This window comes from Rhizobium sp. NLR16a (assembly GCF_017948245.1).
Taxonomy (GTDB): domain Bacteria; phylum Pseudomonadota; class Alphaproteobacteria; order Rhizobiales; family Rhizobiaceae; genus Rhizobium.
Map to the genome: position 1 here is coordinate 93,464 of NZ_CP072868.1, position 23,872 is coordinate 117,335.

The following is a 23,872-nucleotide window of genomic DNA, read 5'->3' on the forward strand; positions in this document are numbered from 1 at the left end:
CAATATGGCGCATCTCCTCGCGCCTTGTTCATTTCCCTGATTATCATTCCTCGGGGGTCCTACCTCCGCATGACCGCCGGACGACGAGCCGGCAGGGCAACTTCCTCACTCCCGGCTCGACAGGCCGTCCTTCCGCAAGCGCCAGCACCGTCAATCCGGCCTGCCGCCCCAACTCCTTCAGCTCCATATCCACCGTCGTCAGCGGCGGCCGCGTCTGGGCCGCGACAATCTCCCAATTGTCGAAGCCGATCACCGAGACGTCCTGCGGCACCTTGACGCCGCGCTCGCGCAGCGCATCCACCGCACCCCGGGCGATCTGGTCGTTGCCGCAGAAGAGCGCATCCGGTTTTTCTCCCGGCCTCTTCCAGAGCTGTTCGACCGCCTCATGGCCCCAGCTTTCCGACCAGACGCCATAGAGCACCGGCTCGCGGTGGCCCGCTACCTGATGATAGGCGCCGGCCCGCTCCCGCACCGAAAAGAACTCTTCCGGCCCGGTGATATGGGCAATCCGCCGCCGCCCGATCGTCGCGAGCCATTCCACCGCCAGCCTCGCACCCTGTTCATCATCCGAACGAAACGTAACGCTGTTCTGCGTCCCCTCCGTAAAGGCGTAGACGACAGGCACATGCAAATTCGACAGGTCGACGGGCAGACGTTTGTCCAGCCGCTTGCCGGTTGCAATGATTCCGTCGACCTGCTTGTCCAGCATCGCGTCGACATGGATCTGGGCGAGCGCCGGATCGTCTTCGATGGCGCACAGGAAAACTGAAACGCCATGATCGACGAGAGCGTCAGAAATGCCCGCCATCACAGGCAGCGTGAAACGGCCGTAAGTGTCGTTCGTCAGCAGCCCGATGGTGAAACTGCGTTTGCTGAGAAGACCTCTCGCCAGCGCATTCGGCCGATATCCGATTTCGCCGGCGATCCGCTTCACCCGCTCGCGTGTTTCCGCTCCCATCCGACCGGTGTCGTTGAGCGCCTTCGACGCCGTCGAGATGCTCACGCCGGCAGCCGACGCCACCTCATGGATGGTGATCCTGCCCCTTTTTCCTCCCGATATGTTCAGGCCTTCCTCCTTCTGAATTGGTTTGAGAAAAGCTTTTACCAATCCCTCTGTCAAGTGAGAAAAGGTTTTCTCATGCATTTCGAGAGACGGAGCAGTGAGGCGTGGATCGCAGGAAGGAAGGCGTGGAAACGGCCGATGCGAATCCATGGGACCGCATTGCGTCATTCGCCCCTAGAGGGCAGCGCTGATAATCTTATCCAGCTAATGAGTACGAACAACAATCGGCGTCAGAACCTCCGATGGGAGGTTCTGATTCGTCGCGTGAGAACCCAGGCGATCGTTAGATCAGGCGACGTGCCTTGCCAGCGCGCAGCGCGACCAAAGCGAATGCAGGGCGTCGACCAGATGGGCGATATCGGCGTCGGAATGCAGCGGTGTCGGCGTGATGCGCAGCCGCTCGGTCTTCTTCGGCACGGTGGGATAGTTGATCGGCTGGACATAGACGCCGCAATTGTCGAGCAGCAGGTCGGAGATCCACTTGCACTTGGCGGCATCGCCGACCATCACCGGCACGATATGGCTGGGATTGTGCATATGCGGAATGCCGCGCTGGTCGAGCAGCGCGCGCAGCTTGCGCACCCGGTCCTGATGGCGTGCGCGCTCGAACTGGCTGACCTTCAGGTGCTGGATCGAGGCGACCGCACCGGCGGCGAGCGCCGGCGGCAGCGCCGTGGTGAAGATGAAGCCGGAGGCGAACGAGCGGATGAAATCGCACAGCGCCGCCGAGGCGGCGATATAGCCGCCCATCACCCCGAAGGCCTTGCCGAGCGTGCCCTCGATCACCGTCAGCCGGTCCATCAGCCCCTCGCGCTCGGCAATGCCGCCGCCGCGCGGGCCGTACATGCCGACCGCATGCACCTCGTCGAGATAGGTCATCGCGCCGTATTTGTCGGCGAGATCGCAGATCTCCCTGATCGGGGCGATGTCACCATCCATCGAATAGACGCTCTCGAAGGCGATCAGCTTCGGCGCCTGCGGATCGGCGGCGGCGAGCTTGGCTTCGAGATCGGCGACGTCATTGTGTTTCCAGATCACCTTGTCGCACTTGGCATGGCGGATGCCTTCGATCATCGAGGCATGGTTGAGCGCATCGGAGAAGATGATCAGGCCGGGGATTTTCGCGCCGAGCGTGCCGAGCGCCGCCCAGTTGGAGACATAGCCGGAGGTGAAGATCAGTGCGGATTCCTTGCCGTGCAGATCGGCAAGCTCACGCTCGAGCAGGACGTGGTAATGGTTGGTGCCAGAAATATTCCGGGTGCCTCCCGCACCCGCGCCACAGTGGTCGATGGCGGCCTTCATCGCCTCGATCACCTTCGGGTTCTGGCCCATGCCGAGATAGTCGTTGGAGCACCAGACCGTGACTTCCTTCTCGCCATCGGCCGTATGGCGCGTCGCCCGCGGGAAATTGCCGCGGTGACGCTCGAGATCGGCAAAAACGCGGTAGCGGCCCTCGGCATGAAGCCCGTCCAGCTCGTTTTTGAAAAATGCTTCGAAATCCATCATATGCTCCAGTATCACGCGGCCGTTCTTGCCGATCGGACGTCCGCGCGTCAATGCTTACCCTTTGCTTTAACATCAACTGCGGCAAAAGGCCCAGATTTTTGAATGATTCCAGATAAAAAATATGGGCGCAATCATCCGTGAGTTTGATAGGGCGCAGCGCGATGGAAATCGCAAAACCACAGGCCCCGCGACGACACTCGTCCTGCAAAAAAATCGCGGCACTGGTGGACAACCCTTTCTTCCGACATAGTTTTCGGGCTAGCGTGCCAAAAAAACAATAGGGACGGCCTATGCCCATTGGGCGATAACCCAGGAGAAAGAGATGAAAAAAGCTGTCATACTCGCATTGATCGGCCTGTCAGTCGCAAGCTGCACGCCGACCCAGCAGGGTGCCGGTATTGGTGCTGCATCCGGCGCCGTCATTGGCGGCGCAGTGACCGGGAATGTCCGAGGTGCTGCGGTCGGAGCCGCCATCGGCGGCGTGTCGGGCGCCCTGATCGGCAGCGTCGCGGAACAGCCCGGCCAGTGCTACTATCGCGACCGCTACGGCCGCCGTTACATCGATGCTTGCCCGCGCTGAGGGCGCTGACAAACGGCAAAACAGGAAATCCCGGCCACACATCCGGGATTTTTTGTACCGAATTAGCGCGTGGGCAATTTAAAATGGTACACCCTGCGCGATTTTGCCGCTAAGCTGTTCACGGCTGGGCAACGAAGCTTCATGTAGGCGTAACCAAAAGCAGCGGATGCGGATTAGAGGGACAAGTCCGAAAATAGGTTTTGCGTATCGGCGAACAGGCACCATGATGGTGGTCGCAGCGGCAGCTGCTTTCTCACCGGTCCTGATCGGCGATGCTTACGCCTTCAAGCTTTTCGGCATCACCATCTTCGGCAAGGAGGAGGATGAGAGCGAACAGGTGCCTGATCCGGTGCGCTATCACGTCGACCTCAAGGCCGACACCACCGATCCGGATCTCAGGGAAGCGCTCGAAAACAGCTCCCGCCTTGTCAGCGACCAGAAACAGCCCGTCTCCGGCGATCTCGGCATCGTCGTCAAGGCGCGTGACGACCGCGAGCGACTGGTCGCTGCGCTCTATGAAAAGGCCCGGTATGGCGGAGTGGTGACGATCACCATCGACGGCAAAAATATCGACGACCTGCCGCCCAATCCGACATTCGACCGCTCCGGGCCGGTCCCCGTCACAGTCGATATAACACCAGGCCCTGTTTTCAAGGTCAGAGAGGTGCAGTTCGGCGGCGACGCCGCGGATCGCAATCCCGCCGACTACGACCTTGCCCCCGGCGCCGAGGCCGGCTCGCTCGCCATCATCAAGGCCGGCGACAGAATAGTCGAGCAGTTGAAAAGCGAAGGCCGGCCCTTCGCCAAATTGACCGAACGCAAGGTCGTAGCCGATCACAGGAGCGACACGGTCGACATCGTGCTTGCTGCCGAAGGCGGGCCTGTCGCCCCGATCGGCGATGTCGGGGTCACCGGCGAAAAAACCATGCGGCCTGCGTTCATCCAGCGTTATTCCCGGCTGAACAAAGGGGACCCCTATTCGCCGGAAACGCTGAAGAAGGCCGGCGAGCGGCTGCGCGCCCTCGGCATCTTTTCGAGCGTCACCATTCATGAGGGCGATGCGCTGGCGCCGGACGGCACGCTGCCGATGACGATCGAGGTGTCCGAAGGCAAGAGGCGCTATTTCGGCGTCGGCGCGCAATATTCCACCACCGACGGCCTCGGCATCCAGGGTTATTGGGGTCACCGCAACCTGTTCGGCGAAGCCGAGACGCTGAGGATCGAAGGCTCGGTCTCGCGGCTCGGTGAAACCACCGATGTCGGCAGCCTCGACTATTCGGCCGGCATCCTCTTCACCAAGCCCGGCGCCTTCTTCCCGGCCGCCACGCTGAAGGCCGGCATCGTCGCCAAGACCCAGAATCCGGACGCTTATGATGCGACGCTCGTCACCGCCTCGCTCGGCCTTTCCTATGAACTGACCGAGAAGGACACGGTGTCGGCGAGCGGCGAAGTCAGCTGGGAGCGTGATGACGACGCATTCGGTACCAACGATTATCTGACCATCGCCCTGCCGCTTCAATATGATCGTGACGCACGCGACGATAAGTTCAATCCGACCGAAGGTTATCGCGCAACGGTGTCGGCAAAGCCCGGCTACGAGATCTTCAATGCCATCCCCTATGCGGCGTTCGAGGGTTCGATCTCCGGCTATCTTCCGTTCGGCGCCGAAGATCGCCTCGTGCTTGCAGGCAAGGTCGCCGCCGGCGTGCTGATCGGCGGCGGCGGGATCGAGGATATCCCTGCCACGCAACGCTTTTTCGCCGGCGGCGGCGGCTCGGTGCGCGGATACAGCTTTCAGGAAATCTCGCCTTACAACGACAACGGCGATGCCACCGGCGGCCGCTCCTATGTGACCGGGTCGCTGGAGGCCCGCTTCAGGATCACCGATACGATCGGCCTCGTGCCCTTCATCGACGTCGGCACCGTATCGGACAGCACCTTTCCGGGTTTTTCCGATATCCGCGCCGGCGCCGGCGCGGGAATACGATATGCCACACCTTTCGGGCCGCTGCGGCTTGATTTTGCCGTGCCGCTGAACAAGTACGAAGATGGCACAGATTATGGAATTTATGCCGGCATCGGCCAATCGTTCTAGGATTGCCGATTCGGGTTCCTTCCGATCTGTGGGCCGCATGAAAACGGGGTAGTCCGCGCCGATGCAAACGCTGGCAAAAATCATCAACTGGATCGTGCGGGTCACAGGCTTTGCTGTCGGCGCCATTTTGATTCTCGCTGTCGCGGCACTTGCGATCTTCGGCTTCACTTCCTTTGGCGCCCGCATCGTCACCGAAAGGATCGCCTCCACCCTTTCCAACCGCGACATGACGATCGAGGTGCGCGAACCGGAGGGGCTTTTGACCGGCGGGCTTCGCGCCGCCGAAATCTCCCTATCCGACACAAGGGGCGTTTTTGCGGAAATTCACGGCGTGGCGATTGACTGGAACCCGCTGGCGCTGCTGACGGGAACATTCCACGCCAAGCGTTTCCAGATCGAGACGATCAGCGTGCTGCGCAAGCCGGTGCGCACCCTGCCCTCCCGGCCCAACGCAGAAAATTCCGGCGGCTTCGCACTTCCGGTTAAGGTCGATGTCGATCATGTGGCCCTGCCCGATATCAAACTCGCCGAAGCTTTTGCGGGACGCGCCTTCGCGCTCGCCGCCGTAGGCAGCCTTACGGCGGATGGCGACGGCGGCGAAGCGATGGTCAATGTCAGCCGCCACGCAGTTCCGGATGCGCGGCTTAGCGCCGATATCGCCTACGCTCCGGCCGAAAACCGGCTGCGGCTGAAGGCGCAGCTTGCCGAGCCGAAGGGTGGGCTTTTGGCGGGCTTCCTCGGCCTGCCTGGCAATCCTGCCGTCAACATCAGCCTCGACGGCCAGGGACCGATATCCGACTGGATAGGCAAAATGCAGGCTGCGCTCGACGGGCAACAGCGCGCTGCAATCGAGGGCCGACATGCGATTGGCGCAGACGGGCTGCACCATCTCGATCTCAAGGGTGGCGGTGACCTGAGCTCGCTTCTTCCCGCGGCATTCCGGCCTCTTTTCGCCGGCCAGACCAATATCGACCTTGCCGCCACCTTCGACGACCATGGCAAGATCGATATCCAGACAGGCAATATCGCCACCGGCAGCGTTGTCATCGCCGCATCGGGCGCGCTTGACCCGACCGGCAACAACAGCCTGAACGCCAATCTGCTCGGCACATCCGGCCCTGTCGATTTCCGCTGGCCGCTCGCCGAAGGCGAAGCGCGCTTCCTGATATCGGGTCTGAACCTGGCTCTAACAGGCGACGCGCAGACCGCCCGATTGAGCCTCAGCGGCTCGCTCGACAGCGCAACCCTGCCGCAGGCCGATATCGGCAACGTCAAGCTGACGGCAAAGAGCGACGCCTTCAATCTTGCCGCTCGTTCCGGCAGCGTTCAGCTGCGCCTCGTGGCCGGCGACGCAACCTTTGCCGAACCGAACCTCAACCGCGCAGTTCAAGGCCCTATCACGATCGCCGCGCCGCTCCAGATTTCGCCGGGAGACATCGGCTTCAATGGCACCACCGTCGAAAGCGCCAATATCAACGGCAGCCTCAACGGTTCCTATCGGCTGGGGGACCGAGCGCTGACCGGCAATGTCAAGCTGAGCGTCGAGCCGGCGGCCCTGCCGGCCGCGGCGGCGAGCAGGTTTGATCAGCCGATCACGCTCGAAAGCCAGGTGACCGGCACTATCCCGTCGAAATTCGCGCTGTCCAACCTCGTCCTGAAATCCGGCACGCTTGAAGCCGCCGGCAACGTCGCGCTCGACGGCTCGATGTTGAACGCCGATCTCTCAGGTCGGCTGCCCGATATCGGCAAGCTGATTGCGGGTGCGAGTGGCGGAGCAGGTTACGCGCTGAGAGTCGGAGGCGAACTGCCGGCGATCTCCATGACGGCCAATCTCAAGGCTCCCAGCCTTGAGATGGCCGATCGCATGCTCGCCAACCTCAATGTCGATCTGTCGGGTATCGCCGATCCCAAGGCGCCGCAGGGGAAATTTGCGGCCACCGGCACGATCGACGGACAGCCGATCGGCATCAGCGGCGACGTCCGTTCTGAAAACGGCAGGACGAGCATTCCCGCACTGACCGCCGATATCGGCGGCAACCGGCTGACCGGCAATCTGGAGCTCTCGCCCTCCTTTGCACCCTCGGGCGCGTTGACCTTCGATTTCCCCGAGCTCGGCTTGCTGGCTGCGCTTGGCGGACAGAAAGCCGAAGGAGATCTCAAAGGGTCGCTCGGCATCGAGAGCGACGGCGGCAAGATCGCGCTCAAGCTCGTTGCGTCAGGCGCCTCGATCCGCCGCGATACGCTGGCGATCGTCAAGCCGGATATCGACATCACGGTCAGCGATCTCAGCGCCCTTGCCGCAAACGGCACGGTCAGGGCCGAGGAACTGGCTGCCGGAGCGAACAAACTTGGCGAACTTTCTCTCAGCTTTACCAAACAGCAAGACCGCACCAAATTCGACCTCGATGCTACCTATGACGGCAATCCCGTGATCGCGGACGGTACGAGTGAGATGGCCGCCGGCAATATCGGCTTCAACCTCGATCGACTCTCGGCAAGCCCCCGCAACATTCCGATCGAGCTCGCTGCGCCGACGCGGGTCACGGTCACCGGCGGTGTCGCCAATCTGGACGGACTGACGTTGAAGACCGGCGCCGGCTCGGTATCGGTTACCGGTTCGGCCGGCGAGACGCTGAAGCTCGATGCCGTCATCAAGGAGCTGCCGGCGTCACTCGTCGACGGTTTCGTACCGAATCTTTCGACTGGCGGCACGATCTCGGGAACGATTGCCGTGACGGGAACGCCGGCAGCACCCATCGCCGATTTCAAACTCGACTGGAAGGATGCGACGACAGGGCAGCTTAAGGGCGCGGGCCTGACACCGCTCGGCATCACTGCCAGCGGTAAATTCGTCGACAAGAAGCTCGATTTCGACGCGACAATCGCCGGTGCCGACAGCCTGTTGCTCAAGGCCCGCGGCGACGTCGCGCTCGCTGATCCGACGGCGCCGGTGTTCGATATCAACGCCGATATCCTCAACCTGCCTGCGCAGGTCGCCAATGGTTTCGTTTCCGATCTCGCCGCCGAAGGCGCGATCACGGGAAAGGTGACCGCCTCCGGTTCCCTTAAGGCTCCAACCGCCAATTTCGACATCGCCTGGAAAAGCGCCGCGACGCGCCACACGAAGCGCGCCGGCCTCGCGGCTCTTGATGTGACCGCATCTGGCAAATTCGTGGACAACAAGCTCGATTTCGGCGCCGCAGCCATCGGCGCCGACAGGCTCTCGCTCAAGGCAAACGGCAACGTGGATATCGCCGGGACGACGATCGGTGACGTCAAGGTCGACGCAACACTGGACAATATCCCGGCAGCTATTGCCAACGGCTTCGTTCCCGATCTCGCAGCAGAAGGCACGCTCTCCGGAACGGTCGCGGCCAGCGGGCTGCTTGCAGCCCCGACCGCCGATTTCGATCTCCATTGGCTAAACGCCGCGACGAGCCACACGAAACGGGCCGGCCTCGCCGGTCTTGGCGTCACCGCGTCCGGAAAATTCACCGACAACAAGCTTGATTTCGACGCCGCGATTGCCGGCGCCAACAACCTCTCGCTGAAGGCGAACGGCAATGCCGCCGTTACCGGCACGACGATCAGCGCGGTCGCGGCCGATGCGACACTGTCAAATGTCCCGGCAAGCCTGGCAAACAGCTTCGTCGCCGATCTCGCTGCCGAAGGCACGGTCTCGGGTAGGCTCTCGGCTGCGGGCTCGCTTTCCGCCCCGACCGCCAATTTCGACCTCAATTGGAAAGACGCCGCGACGAGCCACACGAAGCGTGCCGGCCTTGCCGCTCTCGACATTACCGCATCGGGGAAATTTGCCGATAACAAGCTGGATTTCAACGCGGCCGCCGGTGGCGATCAAGGTCTCGCATTGAAGGCCATGGGCAACGTCGCTCTTGCTGGTACGACGATCGACAGTATGAAAGTCGATGCCGAATTCGTCAAACTCCCCGCCGCTCTCGCCAATGCCTTCGTCCCCGATCTTGCGGCCGGCGGCATGATATCCGGCACGCTCTCGGCAGCAGGAACACCCGCTGCACCCAAGGCCGATTTCAAGCTCGACTGGGCGGATGCCGCAACCAGCCACACCAGAAGCGCGCATCTTTCCGGCCTCGCGCTTGCCGCATCGGGACACCTCGTCGACAACAAGCTCGCCTTTAACGCCAATCTTGGCGGCAAGGACCGACTCTCGCTGAATGCCGCGGGCAATGTGGCGATATCGGGCGCCTCGGTCCGCAACCTCGACGTCAAGGCCGATCTCGTCAATCTGCCAGCAGCCCTTGCCAACGGCTTTGTTCCGGGTCTTGCCGCGGAGGGCATGGTGTCGGGAACGGCATCCGCCTCAGGCGCGCTGCCAAGACCCGCCGTCGATTTCAAGCTCGACTGGAAGAACGCCGCCACCGCGCAGACCAGGAGCAGCGGCTTGTCGGGTTTGAGCGCCGTGGCCTCCGGCAAGTTCGCCAATGACAGGGTCGATTTCGATGCCAGCCTTGCCGGCAAGGAGGGCATGTTGGCCAAGGCGGCGGGTGGCTTGACGATCGCGGGAACGGCCATCCGCGACCTTTCGATCAATGCCGACATTCCGGCGCTGCCGGCAAATATCGCCAATGCCTTTGTTCCCGGCCTTGGTGCTGAAGGCACACTGTCGGCGAGCGCCCAGACATCGGGAACGCCGGCAGACCCGATCGTCGATTTCAAGCTCAACTGGAAAGATGCCGCGACCAGCCACACCAAGGCCGCCGGCCTCTCCCGGCTTGCCTTGGCGGCGACGGGAAAATATGCCGGCGACCGACTGGATTTCGATGCCGACCTCAGCGGCGGCGGCGGCATTTCGCTGAAGGCCGCCGGTAATTTGTCCATTGCAGGCACAACGATCCGATCGATCGACGTCACCGCGAACGCTGCCAATGTTCCGGCCGCCATCGCCAACGGCTTTGTTCCGGGCATCGGAGCCGAGGGTACCATCTCGGCGACGGCCAAAGCGACGGGCACGCTGTCCTCACCCGCCGTCGATTTCAAGGTCGACTGGAAGAATGCCGCGACGAGCCAGACGAAAGGCGCCGGTCTTTCGCCGTTCAGCATCGGGGCATCCGGCAAGCTTGCCGACAACAGGCTGACGGTCGACACCAGCCTGGCCGGCGACGCCGGCATGTCGCTGAAGGGCGGCGGCAGCGTGGTGATATCGGGCAACCGCGCCATCGACATGCGCTTCAACGGCAATGTTCCTTTCGCCGTGCTTGGCGCGCCGCTCGCACAGCAGGGCTTTGTCGCCGACGGCGTCGCCAACGTCGATCTTAAGATTGGCGGAACGGCCGCAGCACCCATCATCAACGGCACTGTCTCGACATCAGGGGCCAAGCTCGTCGACGTCAGGCGCAATCTTGCCATCAACAATGTCGCAGCCGTCGTCACCTTCAATGGCAACCAGGCCGTCATCTCGCGCCTCAGCGGCAATCTTGGCGGCGGCGGCACGATTTCGGCAAGCGGCACCATCGGCATCCAGCCCGCCGGCGGCTTTCCCGCCGACATTTCGATCAAGCTCGACAAGGCCGTCTATGTCGACGGAACGCTCGTCGTCTCCACCGTCAACGGGGCAGTCGGCCTGCGCGGGCCGATCATGAGCGCGACGCTGAGCGGTAAGCTGCGGCTGGACAAGACCTCGATCACCGTCCCGGAGAGATTGCCGACCTCGCTGCGTGAAATCGACATCCGGCATAAGAATGCACCGCGAGCAGTGCTGGCGCAGCTGCGCGATGAAGGCAAGCAAAAGCCGGGCGAAAAGTCCTCCGTTATCACGCTCGACCTCGAAATCGATGCGCCCTCGCAGATCTTCGTGCGCGGCCGCGGCATCGATGCCGAGCTTGGAGGCCGCGTGACGATCCGCGGAACGGCGGCAGCACCCATCGTCACCGGCGGCTTTACGATGCGCCGCGGACGGCTGACCATTCTCAATCGCCGCCTCAATTTCTCCGACAAGAGCAAAATCACCTTTGCCGGCGACCTGACGCCAGCGCTCGACATGGAAGCGACCTCCACCTCCGGCACGACGACCCTGACGGTCGATGTCTCTGGCCTTGCCACCGATCCTTCGATCACCTTTTCCTCTTCGCCCCAGCTGCCGCAGGACGAGGTGCTGGCGCAGCTGATCTTCGGCCAGTCGATGTCGAAGCTGTCGCCGGTGCAGATCGCCCAGCTCGCCGACGCGGTCAGCCAGCTGGCCGGCAACCGCTCCACTTCGCTTTTCGAGGGTCTGCGCAACCAGCTCGGCGTTGACGATTTCGACGTCAGCACCGACGAGAAGGGCCAGACGAGTGTCAGCGTCGGCCGTTATCTCAACGACCGTACCTATTTCGAATTGCAGCAGGGCGGCTCGGCCGGCGCCAAGGCCATCATCAATCTCGATGTCGGCCGCGGTGTCAAATTGCGGGGAGCCGCCGGCGGCAATGGCGCCGGCGAAGCAGGCATCGTCTATGAACGGGAATATTGAAGCGGCTTAGAAACCCGTCTTGCTCGTTTTGAGAAGAATGTTGGTCTCAGTCGAATTGATGCCGTTGATCAACCTGATTCGACGCAGTGTCTCGTCAAAGGCGGCAAGATCGCGGTCCTCCAGCTCGGCGACGAAATCCCATTTGCCGTTGGTGCTGTGAAGCGCGCGCACCTGCGGCAGGCCCCTGAGCTGATCGGCCACCCTGTCGGCGAGCTTGCCGAGCACCTCGATCATGACGATAGCGCGCACGCCGGCGGATCGCGTCTCGTGACTGGTGCGGATGGTGAAGCCGACGATGGTGCCGCTGACGACCAGCCGGTCGATACGGGCGGCGACCGTTGCCCGCGATGCACCGGTCATCGCCGCCAGCGACGAGACGGACATGCGGGCATTGTGGCGAAGGGCACTCAGAAGTTCGGTATCGAGATCGTCCACGTCGAACACTTTGTCAAAATAGCTTTGCCAATCTGCGCAATCATAATCCATTTCTGGCACTTTTCCATCTTTTTGCCGCCAGCCCTTTATCCCACTATCGGCCAAAACAGGCCTCAACACGGAGCCATCGAATGAATGCGCGATCGCGATCTGTCACCCTCATCGGCGCACCCTTGGAAGAAGGTTCGGGTCGCAGAGGCGCCGCCATGGGGCCGGCGGCGCTGCGGATTGCCGGCGTCGACCAGACCCTAATTGATCTCGGCCACGACGTCGCCGATATCGGCGATCTCTCCATCGTGCCCGCGATGGATCTGCCGAATCATCCGAAAGCCCACAATCTGAGGATTGTCGGTGCCTTCACCCGCGCATTGGAAAGCAGCGTCTATGACGTCGCCGCCGCCGGCCGCTTTCCGCTGATTCTCGGCGGCGATCACAGCCTGTCGATGGGCAGCGTCTCCGGCATGGCGCGTTATGCCGCCAGCAAGGAGCGCCCGCTCTTCGTGCTCTGGCTCGATGCCCATGCCGATTTCAACTCTCCGGCCACGTCGCCCTCCGGCAATATGCACGGCATGCCCGTTGCCTTCTTCTGCGGCGAGGCGGAGTTCGCCGAAATCCTCCCGAAGAACCGGCCCTTCGTCGACCCGAAGAATGTCTTCCAGGTCGGTATCCGTTCGGTCGATGCGCGCGAGCGCGAGGAAATCCATGAACACGGCGTCAACGTTTTCGATATGCGCGCCATCGACGAGCAGGGCATCGGCGCTATCATGCGGGAGATTCTCGCTGTTGTCGCCAAGGCCAACGGCCTGCTGCATGTCAGCCTCGATCTCGATTTCCTCGATCCCGACATCGCCCCCGGCGTCGGTACGACGGTGCCCGGCGGTGCGACCTTCCGCGAGGCGCATCTTGTCATGGAAATGCTTTCGGACAGCGGCCTCGTCTCGTCGCTCGATCTCGTCGAGCTCAATCCGTTTCTCGATGATCGCGGCAAAAGCGCCCGCATCCTGGTGGAACTGACGGCAAGCCTATTCGGCCGCCGCATCTTCGATCGTCCGACACGTGCCGCATAGACAAGGCTGAGGGAGAAGCGCCATGAACACTTCGGAAAAACTGATCGCCACGGAACAGCGGCTCGGCGCTCACAACTATAAGCCGCTCGACGTGGTGCTCACGCGCGGCGAAGGCGTGTATGTCTGGGATACCGACGGCAACCGTTATCTCGATTGCCTCTCGGCCTATTCTGCCGTCAATCAGGGCCATTGCCACCCGAAAATCCTAGCCGCCATGATCGAGCAGGCCGGCAGATTGACGCTCACCTCCCGCGCCTTCCGCAACGACCAACTCGCCCATCTCTACGAGGAGCTTGCCGCACTTACGGGCTCGCACAAGATCCTGCCGATGAATTCAGGCGCTGAAGCGGTGGAGACCGCCATCAAGGCGGTGCGCAAGTGGGGTTATGAGGTCAAGGGCGTACCTGAAGGCAAGGCGGAGATCATCGTCTGCGCCGACAATTTCCATGGTCGCACGCTGAGCATCATCAGTTTCTCCACAGATCCCGACGCCCGCACTGGCTTCGGCCCCTACACGCCTGGCTTCCGCATCATTCCCTTCGGCGATGCCGAGGCATTCAAGGCCGCGATCAACGGCAATACCGTGGCAGCCCTGATCGAGCCGATTCAGGGCGAAGCCGGCGTTATCATCCCGCCGGCCGGTTACTTTACCCGTATCCGGGAACTCTGCACTGATAACAACGTGACTCTGATCCTCGATGAGATCCAGACCGGTCTCGGCCGCACCGGCAAGCTGCTGGCCGAGGAGCACGAAAGCATAGAGGCCGATGTCACGCTGATCGGCAAGGCGCTTTCCGGCGGCTTCTATCCCGTATCCGCCGTCCTTTCCAATTCCGAGGTGCTGGGCGTGCTGAAGCCCGGCCAGCACGGCTCGACCTTCGGCGGCAATCCGCTCGCCTGCGCGGTGGCGCGCACGGCCCTCAAGGTGCTCGTGGAGGAAGGCATGATCGACAATGCCGCCGCGATGGGTGATTATTTCATCGAAGGCTTGAGGTCGATCCGCTCCAACATTGTCAGGGAGGTGCGCGGTCGTGGCCTGATGATGGCGATCGAGCTGGAGCCCGAAGCCGGCGGCGCGCGGCAATATTGCCATGCGCTGAAGGAGCGCGGCCTTCTCGCCAAGGACACCCATGACCACACGATCCGCCTCGCTCCGCCACTTGTTATAACGAGGGAGCAGGTCGATTGGGCCGTCTCGCGGATCGAAAAAACGATCGGCTGAAATAGATCGGGGCGGAAAAGCTTCACGCTTCCATTCCCGATTTAGATTTGGGCAACACTCTTCCGTTAATGTCGTTGCTAACCGTAACGATGCTTTGCCAAGTGCAAAGTCATCGCGTGGTGTGAAGGCAAAGCTCGTTGGCGCCAATGGTGGCGCACCCGCTTCTGCTTTGGCTTACGACAGTTGGGAAGAATTCTAATGGCCACGATCAATTCCACTAGCTTCAGCGGCGATACGCTCGAGATCATTGCCTTCCGCCTGCATGATCAGGAATTTTGCGTCAAGACTACGACCATTCGCGAAATCCGCGGCTGGGCGCCTTCGACGCCGATCCCGCATTCGCCGGCCGATGTCATCGGAGTCATGAACCTGCGCGGTTCGGTGATCCCGATCATTGATCTCGCCTATAAGCTCGGCATGAAGAGCACCGTTGCCAACGAACGCAGCGCCATCGTGGTCGCGGAAGTTCACAGCATGGTCATCGGCATGCTCGTCGACCGCGTCTCGGACATTCTCACCATCTCGTCGAGCCAGGTCCAGCCGGTGCCCGAGGTGACCGCCTCCTTCGACCGCGCTTTCTGCGAAGGCATCATCGCTTCGGAAAACGGCATGATCTGCTTCCTGAACCTCGCGAAGATGTTCAAGGAAAACGAGACGGATGAACTGGCCGCCTGATCTGCCAGAACAATGGGATATCGGAAAACCGCCGCTCTTGGCGGTTTTTTATTGCTTGCCATCGGAAATCTAGACTTGCTTGTCTGGTCGTGATCATCGTGCTCTTGGCGGCGGGCGGCGTTATTTTCCGGCGCGCAAAGGACGCTGTAACACTTCGAACTTCGTATATTTTAAATCGATTAGATTTCATGACGTATGCAGTGGCGCATGACCAGGCAGCTTGCTGCTGCCTCCCCTCCGGCAGATGCCACTTTGGATTACCGGACCTGGTTTGCCTCCGCCTCCGGCTTGCGGATCATGGGAGCGGCCTGAAGCACGAGTGCATCCAGACCGTTCTCCTCTTTCTCGAGAATTTCAAACAATTGCCGCCGCATGCGCGGCTCCCAGAATTTGTTGATGTGCGTGGCGACCCCTTGCGCGGCCTCGTTTTGCGGCTGGCTCTTGAAAAAGGTGGCGATCTGATTTGCCATATAGACAAGCTTGGTTTTGGTATCATGCGACATCGGCGATGCTTCCGGGCAAGATGCGGTGCGGGTGTGTGAAAATCTCGAAATCCTCGCCGCGCACCAGCGCGACGAGCGTCATGCCGGCCTCTTCGGCCGTGCGGATGGCAAGGGCTGTCGGCGCTGAAATGGCGATGAGCGCGGGGCTGCCGAGGATCGCCGCCTTCTGCACCATCTCGACCGACAGCCGGCTGGTGACGACGACCGCGCCGTTTCCGCCGCTTTCGTCGGCGCGGATGACGGCGCCGCAGAGTTTGTCCAGCGCGTTGTGGCGGCCAACATCTTCACGGACCGCAATGAGCCCGCCGCCGGGAAGATAGAATCCAGCGCCATGTACGGCCCGCGTCTGCCGATGCAGCGGCTGCGCCTCGTTCAGAAGCGAAACGGCCCGAACGATATCCGCGTGAGACAGCGTCAACGGCGATGTCGAGACGTTGGGCACCGGCCGCACTGCCTGTTCGATCGATTCGATGCCGCAGAGCCCGCAGCCGACCGGGCCGGCCATGCTGCGGCGGCGCGCCCGCAGCCGATCGGCGACGTCGTCGGCAAGGCTGACCTGCACGTCAACGCCCTGCTCGCCCTCGACGATCTCGATGGCGGATATCTCCGCCGGCTTGGCGATAATTCCTTCCGTCAGGCTGAAGCCGACGGCGAAATCCTCAAGATCCGCGGGTGTCGCCATCATCACCGCATGCGAACTGCCGCCATAGGAAAAGGCGATCGGCACTTCCTCGGGCACCATGCGCGAACCGCTGTGCATGACGCCGTTGCGGCGGGCGGTTTCGGGAGCACGGGCGGTGGTGGCGAAAGTCATCACGGACGCCTCCTCTTCTCCCCTAGGAGAGGAAGGAGGATCTTGCCGACAACACCAAATCGCCCCTGCATCGTCACTCCGCCGCTTCGAGCTTGCCGGCGATGCGGCGCGATTGCCGCGCCTGCTCGTCATATTCGAGCTGCCAGTCGCTCGGCCCGTTCGACGGCGAGACCTGCACCGCCGTCACCTTGTATTCCGGGCAGTTGGTCGCCCAGTCGGAAAAGTCGGTGGTGACGACGTTGGCCTGCGTATTGGGGTGATGGAAGGTCGTATAGACGACGCCCGGCGCGACACGATCGGTGATCAGCGCCCGGAGCGTGGTGTCGCCGGAGCGGCTGGCGAGCTTCACCCAGTCGCCATCGCGGACGCCGCGCTGTTCGGCATCGTGCGGGTGGATCTCCAGCCGGTCTTCCGCGTGCCAGACGACATTCTCCGTCCGCCGGGTCTGCGCTCCGACATTATACTGGCTGAGAATGCGGCCAGTGGTGAGCAGCAGCGGGAAGCGTGGGCCGGTGCGTTCGTCGGTCGCCACATATTCAGTGCGGATGAACTTGCCCTTGCCGCGCACGAAACCGTTGACATGCATGATCGGCGACCCGAGCGGGTTCTTCTCGTCGCAGGGCCACTGCACCGAACCCATCTTGTCGAGGTAATCGTAGGAAACAAGCGCGAAACTCGGCGTCGTCGCGGCAATTTCATCCATGATCTCCGACGGATGGGCATAATTCCAGTCGAGTCCCATGGTATGGGCAAGCTTCTGCGTCACCTCCCAGTCGCCATAGCCGTTGCGCGGCGTCATCACTTTGCGAACGCGGTTGATGCGCCGCTCGGCATTGGTGAAGGTGCCGTCTTTCTCGAGGAAGGTCGAGCCCGGCAGGAAGACATGGGCGTAGTTGGCAGTCTCGTTGAGGAACAGGTCCTGCACGACGACGCATTCCATCGCCGCCAGCCCTGCGGCGACATGTTTCGTATCGGGATCGGACTGGAGAATGTCCTCGCCCTGGACGTACAGGCCCTTGAACGAGCCGTCGACCGCCGCATCCAGCATATTCGGAATGCGCAGACCCGGCTCGTTGTTGAGCTTCACGCCCCAGAGCTTTTCGAAGATATCGCGCGTCGCATCGTCGGAAATGTGCCGGTAGCCCGGCAGCTCGTGCGGGAAGGAGCCCATGTCGCAGGAACCCTGCACATTGTTCTGGCCGCGCAGCGGATTCACGCCCACGCCCGGGCGGCCGATATTGCCGGTCGCCATCGCCAGGTTGGCGATCGCAATCACCGTGGTCGAGCCCTGGCTGTGTTCGGTGACACCGAGGCCGTAATAGATCGCACCATTGCCGCCCTTGGCATAGAGCCTTGCCGCACCGCGCAGATCCGCCGCCGGAACGCCAGTGAAAGCCTCCGTCTGTTCGGGACTATGCTGCGGCTCAGCGACGAAAGCCGCCCAGTCCTCGAATTCCGACCAGTCGCAGCGCTCGCGGATGAATGCCTCGTCGTAGAGCCCTTCGGTGACGATCACATGCGCCAGCGCCGTCATCACTGCGACATTGGTGCCCGGCTTCAGCGGCAGGTGGTAGGAAGCCTCGACATGTGGCGACCGGACGATATCGGTGCGGCGCGGATCGATGACGATGAGCTTCGCCCCCTGGCGCAGCCGCTTCTTCAGCCGCGACCCGAACACCGGATGGCCGTCCGTCGGGTTGGCGCCGATGATGACGACGACATCGGATTGTTCGACACTGTCGAAATTCTGCGTGCCGGCCGAGGTCCCGAATGTCTGGCCGAGACCGTAGCCGGTCGGCGAGTGGCAGACGCGGGCGCAGGTATCGACATTGTTGTTGCCGAAACCGGCGCGGACCAGCTTCTGCACCAGATAGGTTTCCTCATTGGTGCAGCGCGAGGAGGTGATGCCGCCGATCGCGTCGCGGCCATACTGATATTGGATGCGGCGGAACTCCGACGCCACATGCGCGAAGGCCTCGTCCCAGCTCACCTCCCGCCAGGGATCGCTGACCTTTTCGCGGATCATCGGGTTGAGGATGCGGTCTTTGTGAGTGGAATAACCGTAGGCGAAGCGGCCCTTGACGCACGAATGCCCGCGATTGGCCTGTCCGTCCTTCCACGGCACCATCCGCACCAGTTCCTCGCCGCGCATCTCCGCCTTGAAGGAGCAGCCGACGCCGCAATAGGCGCAGGTGGTGACGGCCGAATGCTCCGGCTGGCCGATCTCGATCACCGATTTCTCCGTCAGCGTCGCCGTCGGACAGGCCTGGACGCAGGCGCCGCAGGAAACGCATTCGGAATCCATGAAATTCTCATGCATGCCGGGTGACACGCGGGAACCGAAACCGCGCCCCTCGATCGTCAGCGCGAAAGTGCCCTGCACTTCCTCGCAGGCGCGTACGCAGAGCGAACAGACGATGCATTTCGAGGGATCATAGGTGAAATAGGGATTGGACTCGTCCTTCGGCATCCATTTCAGATTGATGTCGCCGTTGCCGCGCGCCTTGACGTGATTGTCGCCCTCATAGCCGTAGCGCACGTCGCGCAGGCCGACAGCGCCGGCCATATCCTGCAACTGGCAATCGCCATTGGCAGCGCAGGTGAGACAGTCGAGCGGATGATCGGAAATATAAAGCTCCATCACGCCGCGGCGGATATCCTTCAATCGTCCCGTCTGCGTGTGCACCACCATGTTTGCCGCCACCGGCGTCGTGCAGGAGGCTGGCGTGCCGGCGCGGCCCTCGATCTCGACGAGACAGAGCCGGCAGGAGCCGAAGGCATCGACCATGTCAGTAGCGCAGAGCTTCGGCACCTCGATACCGGCTTCCATCGATGCGCGCATGATGGAGGTGCCCTCCGGCACGCTGATCTGCTGCCCATCAATGGTGAGCCTCACCATGGTTTCGGATTTCGAAGCGGGAGTGCCGTAGTCGATTTCATGGATGAGAGACATGGTCGGCCTCCTGTACGGAAATGGAATTGAGCAAGTCACGGCATGCGACTGTAGCTTGGAAGATCATCACTCAGCCGCCTCCACGACCGGCGCCGGCGCGAAATCTTCCGGGAAATGCGTCATGGCGCTCACCACGGGATAGGGCGTGAAACCGCCGAGCGCACAGAGCGACCCGAATTTCATGGTATTGCAGAGATCGCCAAGCAGCACCCGGTTCTTCTCCGGCTCGATGCCGCGCGCGATTTTGTCGACCGTCTCGACGCCGCGGGTCGAACCGATGCGGCAGGGCGTGCATTTGCCGCAGCTTTCGACGGCACAGAATTCCATGGCGAAACGCGCCTGCTTCAGCATATCGGCCGTGTCGTCGAAGACAACGACGCCGGCGTGGCCGATGAGCCCGTCCTTGGCGGCGAAGGCTTCGTAGTCGAAAGGCGTATCGAACAGAGCCCGCGGGAAATAGGCGCCCAATGGTCCGCCGACCTGCACGGCCTTGACCGGTCGGCCGGTCCTCGTGCCGCCGCCGATCCTGTCGACGATCTCGCCGAGCGAAAGACCGAAGGCGGTCTCATAGAGGCCGCCATATCTGACATTGCCGGCGATCTGCAGCGGAATGGTGCCGCGCGAGCGGCCCATACCGAAATCGCGGTAGAAGGCGGCCCCCTTCTCCAGGATGACAGGCACCGAGGCAAGTGAGATCACATTGTTGATGACGGTCGGACAGTCGAACAAGCCCTTATGCGCCGGCAGCGGCGGCTTGGCGCGCACGATGCCGCGCTTGCCTTCGAGACTGTTCAAGAGAGCCGTTTCCTCACCGCAGACATAGGCGCCGGCGCCGGTGCGCACCTCGATATCGAAGGCGCGACCCGAACCAAGCACTGACGGCCCGAGAATGCCGGCCTGCCGGGCAATGCCGATGGCCTCGCTCATCACGGCGATCGCATGCGGATATTCCGAACGGGTATAGACGAACCCCTTCGTGGCGCCGGTCGCAAACCCTGCAATCGCCATGCCCTCGATCAGCACGAAGGGATCGCCCTCCATGATCATCCTGTCGGCGAAGGTGCCGCTATCACCTTCGTCGGCGTTGCAGACGATATATTTGCGTTCGCCGCTGGCATCGAGAACCGTCTTCCACTTGATGCCCGTGGGAAAACCGGCACCGCCGCGTCCGCGCAGGCCGGAATCCGTGACTTCCTTGACGATTTCGACAGGCGTCATCAAAACGGCGCGGCGAAGGCCGGCAAGGCCGCCATGCGCCTCATAATCGCCAAGCGAAAGCGGGTCGGTGATGCCACAGCGGGCGAAGGTCAGGCGGGTCTGTTCCTTCAGGAAGGGGAGGTCTTCAACCCCCCCGAGACAGAGCGGGTGGCCGCCGCCGTTCATCATTCCGGCGTCAAACAGAGCAGGCACATCCCTTGCCTTCACCGGCCCGTAGCCGATGCGCCTCCCGGCGGCCTCGATCTCGACCAGCGGTTCCAGCCAGAACATTCCGCGCGAGCCGTTGCGCACGATCTCTGCATCGAAGCCGCGGGCGGCGATCTCCTGGGCAATCGCCTTTGCCACCTTTTCGGCCCCGAGCGCCAGCGCAGCGGCATCGCGCGGAACATAGATCTTGACTGTCATCGACGTGCCTCCGCAACGAGTTCCGCCACCAGCTGATCGTCGAGCCGGCCATAAACCTCGCCGTCGAGCATCGCCGACGGGGCGCAGGCACAAAGGCCGAGACAGTAGACCGGCTCCAGCGTCACGGCGCCGTCGAGCGTCGTCTGATGAAAATCGATGCCCAGCAGCGCCTTGACGCGTTCAGCCAACGCATCGCCGCCCGTCGACTGACAGGCCTCGGCGCGACAGAGCTTCAGCACGTGGCGGCCGGCGGGATGGTCGCGATAATCGTGATAGAATGTCATCACCCCGTGCACTTCGGCGCGCGAGAGGTTCAATTCCTCCGCAATCACAGGCAGGGCTTCCTGCGGCACATAACCGAATTCTCGCTGAACCTCGTGCAGAATGGGAAGCAGCGGTCCCTCAAGGAAGCGCAGGTCGGCGACGATGGTCCGTGTACGCGCTGCGATATCGCCTCCGGCGATATGAATGGTCATCAGGCAGCCCTCCCGGCGGCTTGCTCGTTTCGGGATGGCAGGCCTCCCCAGCCGAGCGCCATCGTGCAGACAACATCTCAGGGAAGCCGATGACGATCAATAAAGCTATCTCGTGGAATGATAGGTTTTTTCTATCAAAGCTCCTCATCCCGCACGAGCACTCTCGCTTCGTGCAATAGGGCCGAAACGAGCGGGGTGAAGGGCTCGCGATAAGGCGCGACAAGACCGACCAGATGATGCGCCTCAGGCTCGACGATCGGAATCATCCGGATTTCCACGGGAAAACCAAAGGATTTCGCGACGTTGCGCGGCATGATGCTCGCCCAGCGACCGGTCCTGACATGCGAGAACAGCACGATCATCGAATTGGATTCGAGCGTCGGATGCACCGTGGCGCCGGCTTCCGTCAGATGCCGGTTGATGATGCGGCGGTTCTGCATGTCAGCTGTCAATAGACAAAGCCGAAGATCGCCGACTTCCCGCCAAGTCACGTTGTCGCGATCGGAAAGCGGGCTGCCTGCGGCCGTGATCAGATTGTAGCGCTCGGCATAGAGGGGCACGGTCGTAACGCGGCCAAGCGGTTCATTTTCTAGGTAGGTGATGCCGGCCTCGATTTCGAGATTTTCCAGCATGCTCAGCACCTGCAGCGAGTTCCGCGAGACGATCGAGAAGGTCACTCCGGGATGTCGTTCCTGAAAGGGCGTAGTGATGCGCGAAAGCATGGCGAGCGCGGTCGGAATGGCAGCGAGGCGGATGTGGCCGGAAAGACCACGGCGGGCGGCGCGCATTTCCTCGCGCATGGTGCGGGCGTCGCCGACGATGCGCCGCGCCCATTCAAGCACCCGCTGCCCCTCCGGCGTCAGCCCTTGAAAACGCGAGCCGCGCTGCACCAGCATGACACCAAGCTGGTCTTCAAGCTGCCGGATGGCGGCCGAAAGTGTCGGTTGCGAGATCCCGCACTCCTCGGCGGCGCGGCCGAAATGCTTTTCGTTGGCAAGGGCGATGAAAAATTCCAGCTTGTCGATCATCCGGTCTCCCGATCCGGCGCGAAATCATCCGGATCAGCCTATCTTCGACGCAGCAACCGTGCTCCGCAAGGGCGGGTGCTAATTGTTTTCTGCAGGAAAAAGATCGAACAGCGATTCGAGGAAGGCAAGCACGCTCGTATTGCCGATACGGTAATTGACGAGCCTGCCCTGACGGCGCGTATTGACAAGGCCTTCGAGCCTCAAACGCGCGAGCTGCTGCGAGACCATCGCCTGCTGAATGCCGAGGATATTTTCGATTTCACCCACCGTCCGCTCCTCGGTCGCGAGTATGCAAAGAATTAGAAGTCGGGTCTGGTGCGCCAGCGCCTTCAGCAGATCGCTCGCCTCACGAGCGTTTCCAGCGAGTTTGTGCAATTCCTGACCGGACATTCCCGGCTCGGGCTTGGGCAATGGCATTCGACATCTCGGAAGGGAAGCGAAAAGGCAGATCAGCCCAATAGCATATTCGCACACGCGAATTTGCCAAAAGTGATCAAATGTCAAAAAAGGTCTAACTAAATCAGCAGATAAGCTGGCCGCCATTGATCTCGAGGACCTGGCCGGTAATGTATCCGGAGAGGGAGGGTGCCGCCAGGAACAGATAGGCCGGAGCGCAATCCTCCGCTGTGCCCAGCCGCTGCAAGGGAATAGACTTTCTCGTCTGCTCCAGCTTTTCGCGGGAAGAATAGCGCTCATGGAAATCCGTCTCGATCGTTCCGGGCGAGACACAATTGACGCGGATGCCATCCGGCGCAAGCTCGCGGGCAAGCGCCTTGGAATAGGTTGAAATGAAGGCTTTCGAGGCGGAATAGATCGAAGAACCGGGGCTGCCGCCGGTCAGCGCGGAAATTGAAACGGTGTTGACGATGGCAGCGCCTTCCGCCGCCTTCAATGCCGGTAGCAACGCACGCGTCAGCGCCACCACCGACGTCTGGTTCAAACGCACGATCGCCTCATAATCTGCGTCGGTCAGTGTGGCAGCCGGAAAACGGCCGAGCATGGTGCCGGCGTTATTGACGAGCACATGCACCTTGTCGAAGAAGGCGAGCGCATTTTCGGCAAATTGCGCAGCGCCGCCAACGGCGGTGAAATCGGCGTGCAGCAACAGCGCCCGTCTTTCGGATTCAGCCGTCAGCAGAAAATCCGGCAGCTCGCGTCCCGGTTTGCGCCCGATATGGACGATCACCTTTGCGCCGCAGTCCAAGAACTGCCGGGCCACTTCGAGGCCGATGCCCCGCCCGGCGCCGGTCACGATGACATTGCGATTCTCGAATAGTCTCGGATGGAACACGAAGCCGTCCTCCTCGCGGACAATGCCGCCTGTTGCGCCATTCGCCCTTAACATATG

General features: G+C 62.0%; 17 protein-coding genes. 6 read left to right on the forward strand and 11 right to left on the reverse strand.

Annotation, left to right across the window (positions count from 1 at the left end):
* Positions 1 to 43 precede the first annotated feature (43 nt).
* Positions 44 to 1,021 (reverse strand): LacI family DNA-binding transcriptional regulator, encoded by a 978-nt coding sequence (locus J7U39_RS25200; RefSeq protein WP_210633039.1) that lies wholly within the window; start codon positions 1,019 to 1,021, stop codon positions 44 to 46.
* A gap of 330 nt (positions 1,022 to 1,351) precedes the next feature.
* Positions 1,352 to 2,566 carry a 5-aminolevulinate synthase gene (gene hemA / locus J7U39_RS25205; RefSeq protein ID WP_210633040.1) on the reverse strand — a complete coding sequence of 405 codons (1,215 nt, stop codon included), beginning with the start codon at positions 2,564 to 2,566 and terminating at the stop codon, positions 1,352 to 1,354.
* A 325-nt stretch (positions 2,567 to 2,891) separates the two neighbouring features.
* On the opposite strand from hemA, the gene J7U39_RS25210 reads away from it, so the two are divergent.
* From J7U39_RS25210 to J7U39_RS25220, 3 genes are all read left to right on the forward strand, one after another.
* Positions 2,892 to 3,149 (forward strand): YMGG-like glycine zipper-containing protein, encoded by a 258-nt coding sequence (locus J7U39_RS25210; protein ID WP_011427043.1) that lies wholly within the window; start codon positions 2,892 to 2,894, stop codon positions 3,147 to 3,149.
* Positions 3,150 to 3,315: 166 nt separating this feature from the next.
* Positions 3,316 to 5,244, forward strand: a complete 1,929-nt coding sequence (locus tag J7U39_RS25215) for an autotransporter assembly complex family protein (protein WP_210632923.1) — start codon at positions 3,316 to 3,318, stop codon at positions 5,242 to 5,244.
* Positions 5,245 to 5,305: 61 nt separating this feature from the next.
* Positions 5,306 to 11,728, forward strand: coding sequence for a translocation/assembly module TamB domain-containing protein (locus J7U39_RS25220; protein ID WP_210632924.1), 6,423 nt, complete (start codon positions 5,306 to 5,308; stop codon positions 11,726 to 11,728).
* A 6-nt stretch (positions 11,729 to 11,734) separates the two neighbouring features.
* Here J7U39_RS25220 and J7U39_RS25225 read toward each other — a convergent pair whose 3' ends face one another.
* Positions 11,735 to 12,172 (reverse strand): Lrp/AsnC family transcriptional regulator, encoded by a 438-nt coding sequence (locus J7U39_RS25225; RefSeq protein WP_210633041.1) that lies wholly within the window; start codon positions 12,170 to 12,172, stop codon positions 11,735 to 11,737.
* Between the two features lie 122 nt (positions 12,173 to 12,294).
* Between J7U39_RS25225 and rocF the strand changes: the two genes are divergently transcribed.
* The 3 genes from rocF (at position 12,295) to J7U39_RS25240 (ending at position 15,127) form a co-directional block, all read left to right on the forward strand.
* Positions 12,295 to 13,230: an arginase gene (gene rocF / locus J7U39_RS25230; protein WP_210632925.1), complete on the forward strand. Its 936-nt coding sequence runs from the start codon at positions 12,295 to 12,297 to the stop codon at positions 13,228 to 13,230.
* 22 nt (positions 13,231 to 13,252) lie between these two features.
* Positions 13,253 to 14,452 (forward strand): ornithine--oxo-acid transaminase, encoded by a 1,200-nt coding sequence (rocD, locus tag J7U39_RS25235; RefSeq protein ID WP_210632926.1) that lies wholly within the window; start codon positions 13,253 to 13,255, stop codon positions 14,450 to 14,452.
* Positions 14,453 to 14,650: 198 nt separating this feature from the next.
* On the forward strand, positions 14,651 to 15,127 hold the full coding sequence (locus J7U39_RS25240; protein ID WP_064707940.1) for a chemotaxis protein CheW: 477 nt from the start codon (positions 14,651 to 14,653) through the stop codon (positions 15,125 to 15,127).
* Positions 15,128 to 15,384: 257 nt separating this feature from the next.
* Here J7U39_RS25240 and J7U39_RS25245 read toward each other — a convergent pair whose 3' ends face one another.
* The 8 genes from J7U39_RS25245 to J7U39_RS25280 all read right to left on the reverse strand — a co-directional run bounded on the left by J7U39_RS25245 (position 15,385) and on the right by J7U39_RS25280 (position 23,815).
* Positions 15,385 to 15,630, reverse strand: coding sequence for a formate dehydrogenase subunit delta (locus J7U39_RS25245; RefSeq protein ID WP_184454821.1), 246 nt, complete (start codon positions 15,628 to 15,630; stop codon positions 15,385 to 15,387).
* On the reverse strand, positions 15,620 to 16,444 hold the full coding sequence (fdhD, locus tag J7U39_RS25250; protein WP_210632927.1) for a formate dehydrogenase accessory sulfurtransferase FdhD: 825 nt from the start codon (positions 16,442 to 16,444) through the stop codon (positions 15,620 to 15,622). Before fdhD ends, J7U39_RS25245 begins: the two co-directional genes overlap by 11 nt.
* Before the next feature lie 73 nt (positions 16,445 to 16,517).
* Positions 16,518 to 19,397, reverse strand: coding sequence for a formate dehydrogenase subunit alpha (gene fdhF, locus J7U39_RS25255; RefSeq protein ID WP_210632928.1), 2,880 nt, complete (start codon positions 19,395 to 19,397; stop codon positions 16,518 to 16,520).
* Between the two features lie 66 nt (positions 19,398 to 19,463).
* The gene (locus tag J7U39_RS25260; RefSeq protein WP_210632929.1) at positions 19,464 to 21,020 is read right to left on the reverse strand and encodes an NADH-quinone oxidoreductase subunit NuoF; all 1,557 of its coding nucleotides are present in this window, start codon (positions 21,018 to 21,020) and stop codon (positions 19,464 to 19,466) included.
* Positions 21,017 to 21,496, reverse strand: coding sequence for a formate dehydrogenase subunit gamma (locus J7U39_RS25265; RefSeq protein ID WP_210632930.1), 480 nt, complete (start codon positions 21,494 to 21,496; stop codon positions 21,017 to 21,019). Before J7U39_RS25265 ends, J7U39_RS25260 begins: the two co-directional genes overlap by 4 nt.
* 134 nt (positions 21,497 to 21,630) lie before the next feature.
* The gene (locus tag J7U39_RS25270) at positions 21,631 to 22,524 is read right to left on the reverse strand and encodes a LysR family transcriptional regulator (protein ID WP_210632931.1); all 894 of its coding nucleotides are present in this window, start codon (positions 22,522 to 22,524) and stop codon (positions 21,631 to 21,633) included.
* Between the two features lie 78 nt (positions 22,525 to 22,602).
* Positions 22,603 to 22,941, reverse strand: a complete 339-nt coding sequence (locus J7U39_RS25275; protein ID WP_210632932.1) for a metalloregulator ArsR/SmtB family transcription factor — start codon at positions 22,939 to 22,941, stop codon at positions 22,603 to 22,605.
* Between the two features lie 103 nt (positions 22,942 to 23,044).
* Positions 23,045 to 23,815 (reverse strand): SDR family oxidoreductase, encoded by a 771-nt coding sequence (locus tag J7U39_RS25280; RefSeq protein ID WP_210633042.1) that lies wholly within the window; start codon positions 23,813 to 23,815, stop codon positions 23,045 to 23,047.
* Positions 23,816 to 23,872 lie beyond the last annotated feature (57 nt).

Bases quoted from the DNA above. Each gene is read 5' to 3' on its own strand.
- hemA (WP_210633040.1), bottom strand. From the start codon at position 2,566: ATGGATTTCGAAGCATTTTTCAAAAACGAGCTGGACGGGCTTCATGCC.
- J7U39_RS25210 (WP_011427043.1), top strand. From the start codon at position 2,892: ATGAAAAAAGCTGTCATACTCGCATTGATCGGCCTGTCAGTCGCAAGC.
- J7U39_RS25215 (WP_210632923.1), top strand. From the start codon at position 3,316: ATGCGGATTAGAGGGACAAGTCCGAAAATAGGTTTTGCGTATCGGCGA.
- J7U39_RS25220 (WP_210632924.1), top strand. From the start codon at position 5,306: ATGCAAACGCTGGCAAAAATCATCAACTGGATCGTGCGGGTCACAGGC.
- rocF (WP_210632925.1), top strand. From the start codon at position 12,295: ATGAATGCGCGATCGCGATCTGTCACCCTCATCGGCGCACCCTTGGAA.
- rocD (WP_210632926.1), top strand. From the start codon at position 13,253: ATGAACACTTCGGAAAAACTGATCGCCACGGAACAGCGGCTCGGCGCT.
- J7U39_RS25240 (WP_064707940.1), top strand. From the start codon at position 14,651: ATGGCCACGATCAATTCCACTAGCTTCAGCGGCGATACGCTCGAGATC.
- J7U39_RS25245 (WP_184454821.1), bottom strand. From the start codon at position 15,630: ATGTCGCATGATACCAAAACCAAGCTTGTCTATATGGCAAATCAGATC.
- fdhD (WP_210632927.1), bottom strand. From the start codon at position 16,444: ATGACTTTCGCCACCACCGCCCGTGCTCCCGAAACCGCCCGCCGCAAC.
- fdhF (WP_210632928.1), bottom strand. From the start codon at position 19,397: ATGTCTCTCATCCATGAAATCGACTACGGCACTCCCGCTTCGAAATCC.
- J7U39_RS25260 (WP_210632929.1), bottom strand. From the start codon at position 21,020: ATGACAGTCAAGATCTATGTTCCGCGCGATGCCGCTGCGCTGGCGCTC.
- J7U39_RS25265 (WP_210632930.1), bottom strand. From the start codon at position 21,496: ATGACCATTCATATCGCCGGAGGCGATATCGCAGCGCGTACACGGACC.
- J7U39_RS25270 (WP_210632931.1), bottom strand. From the start codon at position 22,524: ATGATCGACAAGCTGGAATTTTTCATCGCCCTTGCCAACGAAAAGCAT.
- J7U39_RS25275 (WP_210632932.1), bottom strand. From the start codon at position 22,941: ATGCCATTGCCCAAGCCCGAGCCGGGAATGTCCGGTCAGGAATTGCAC.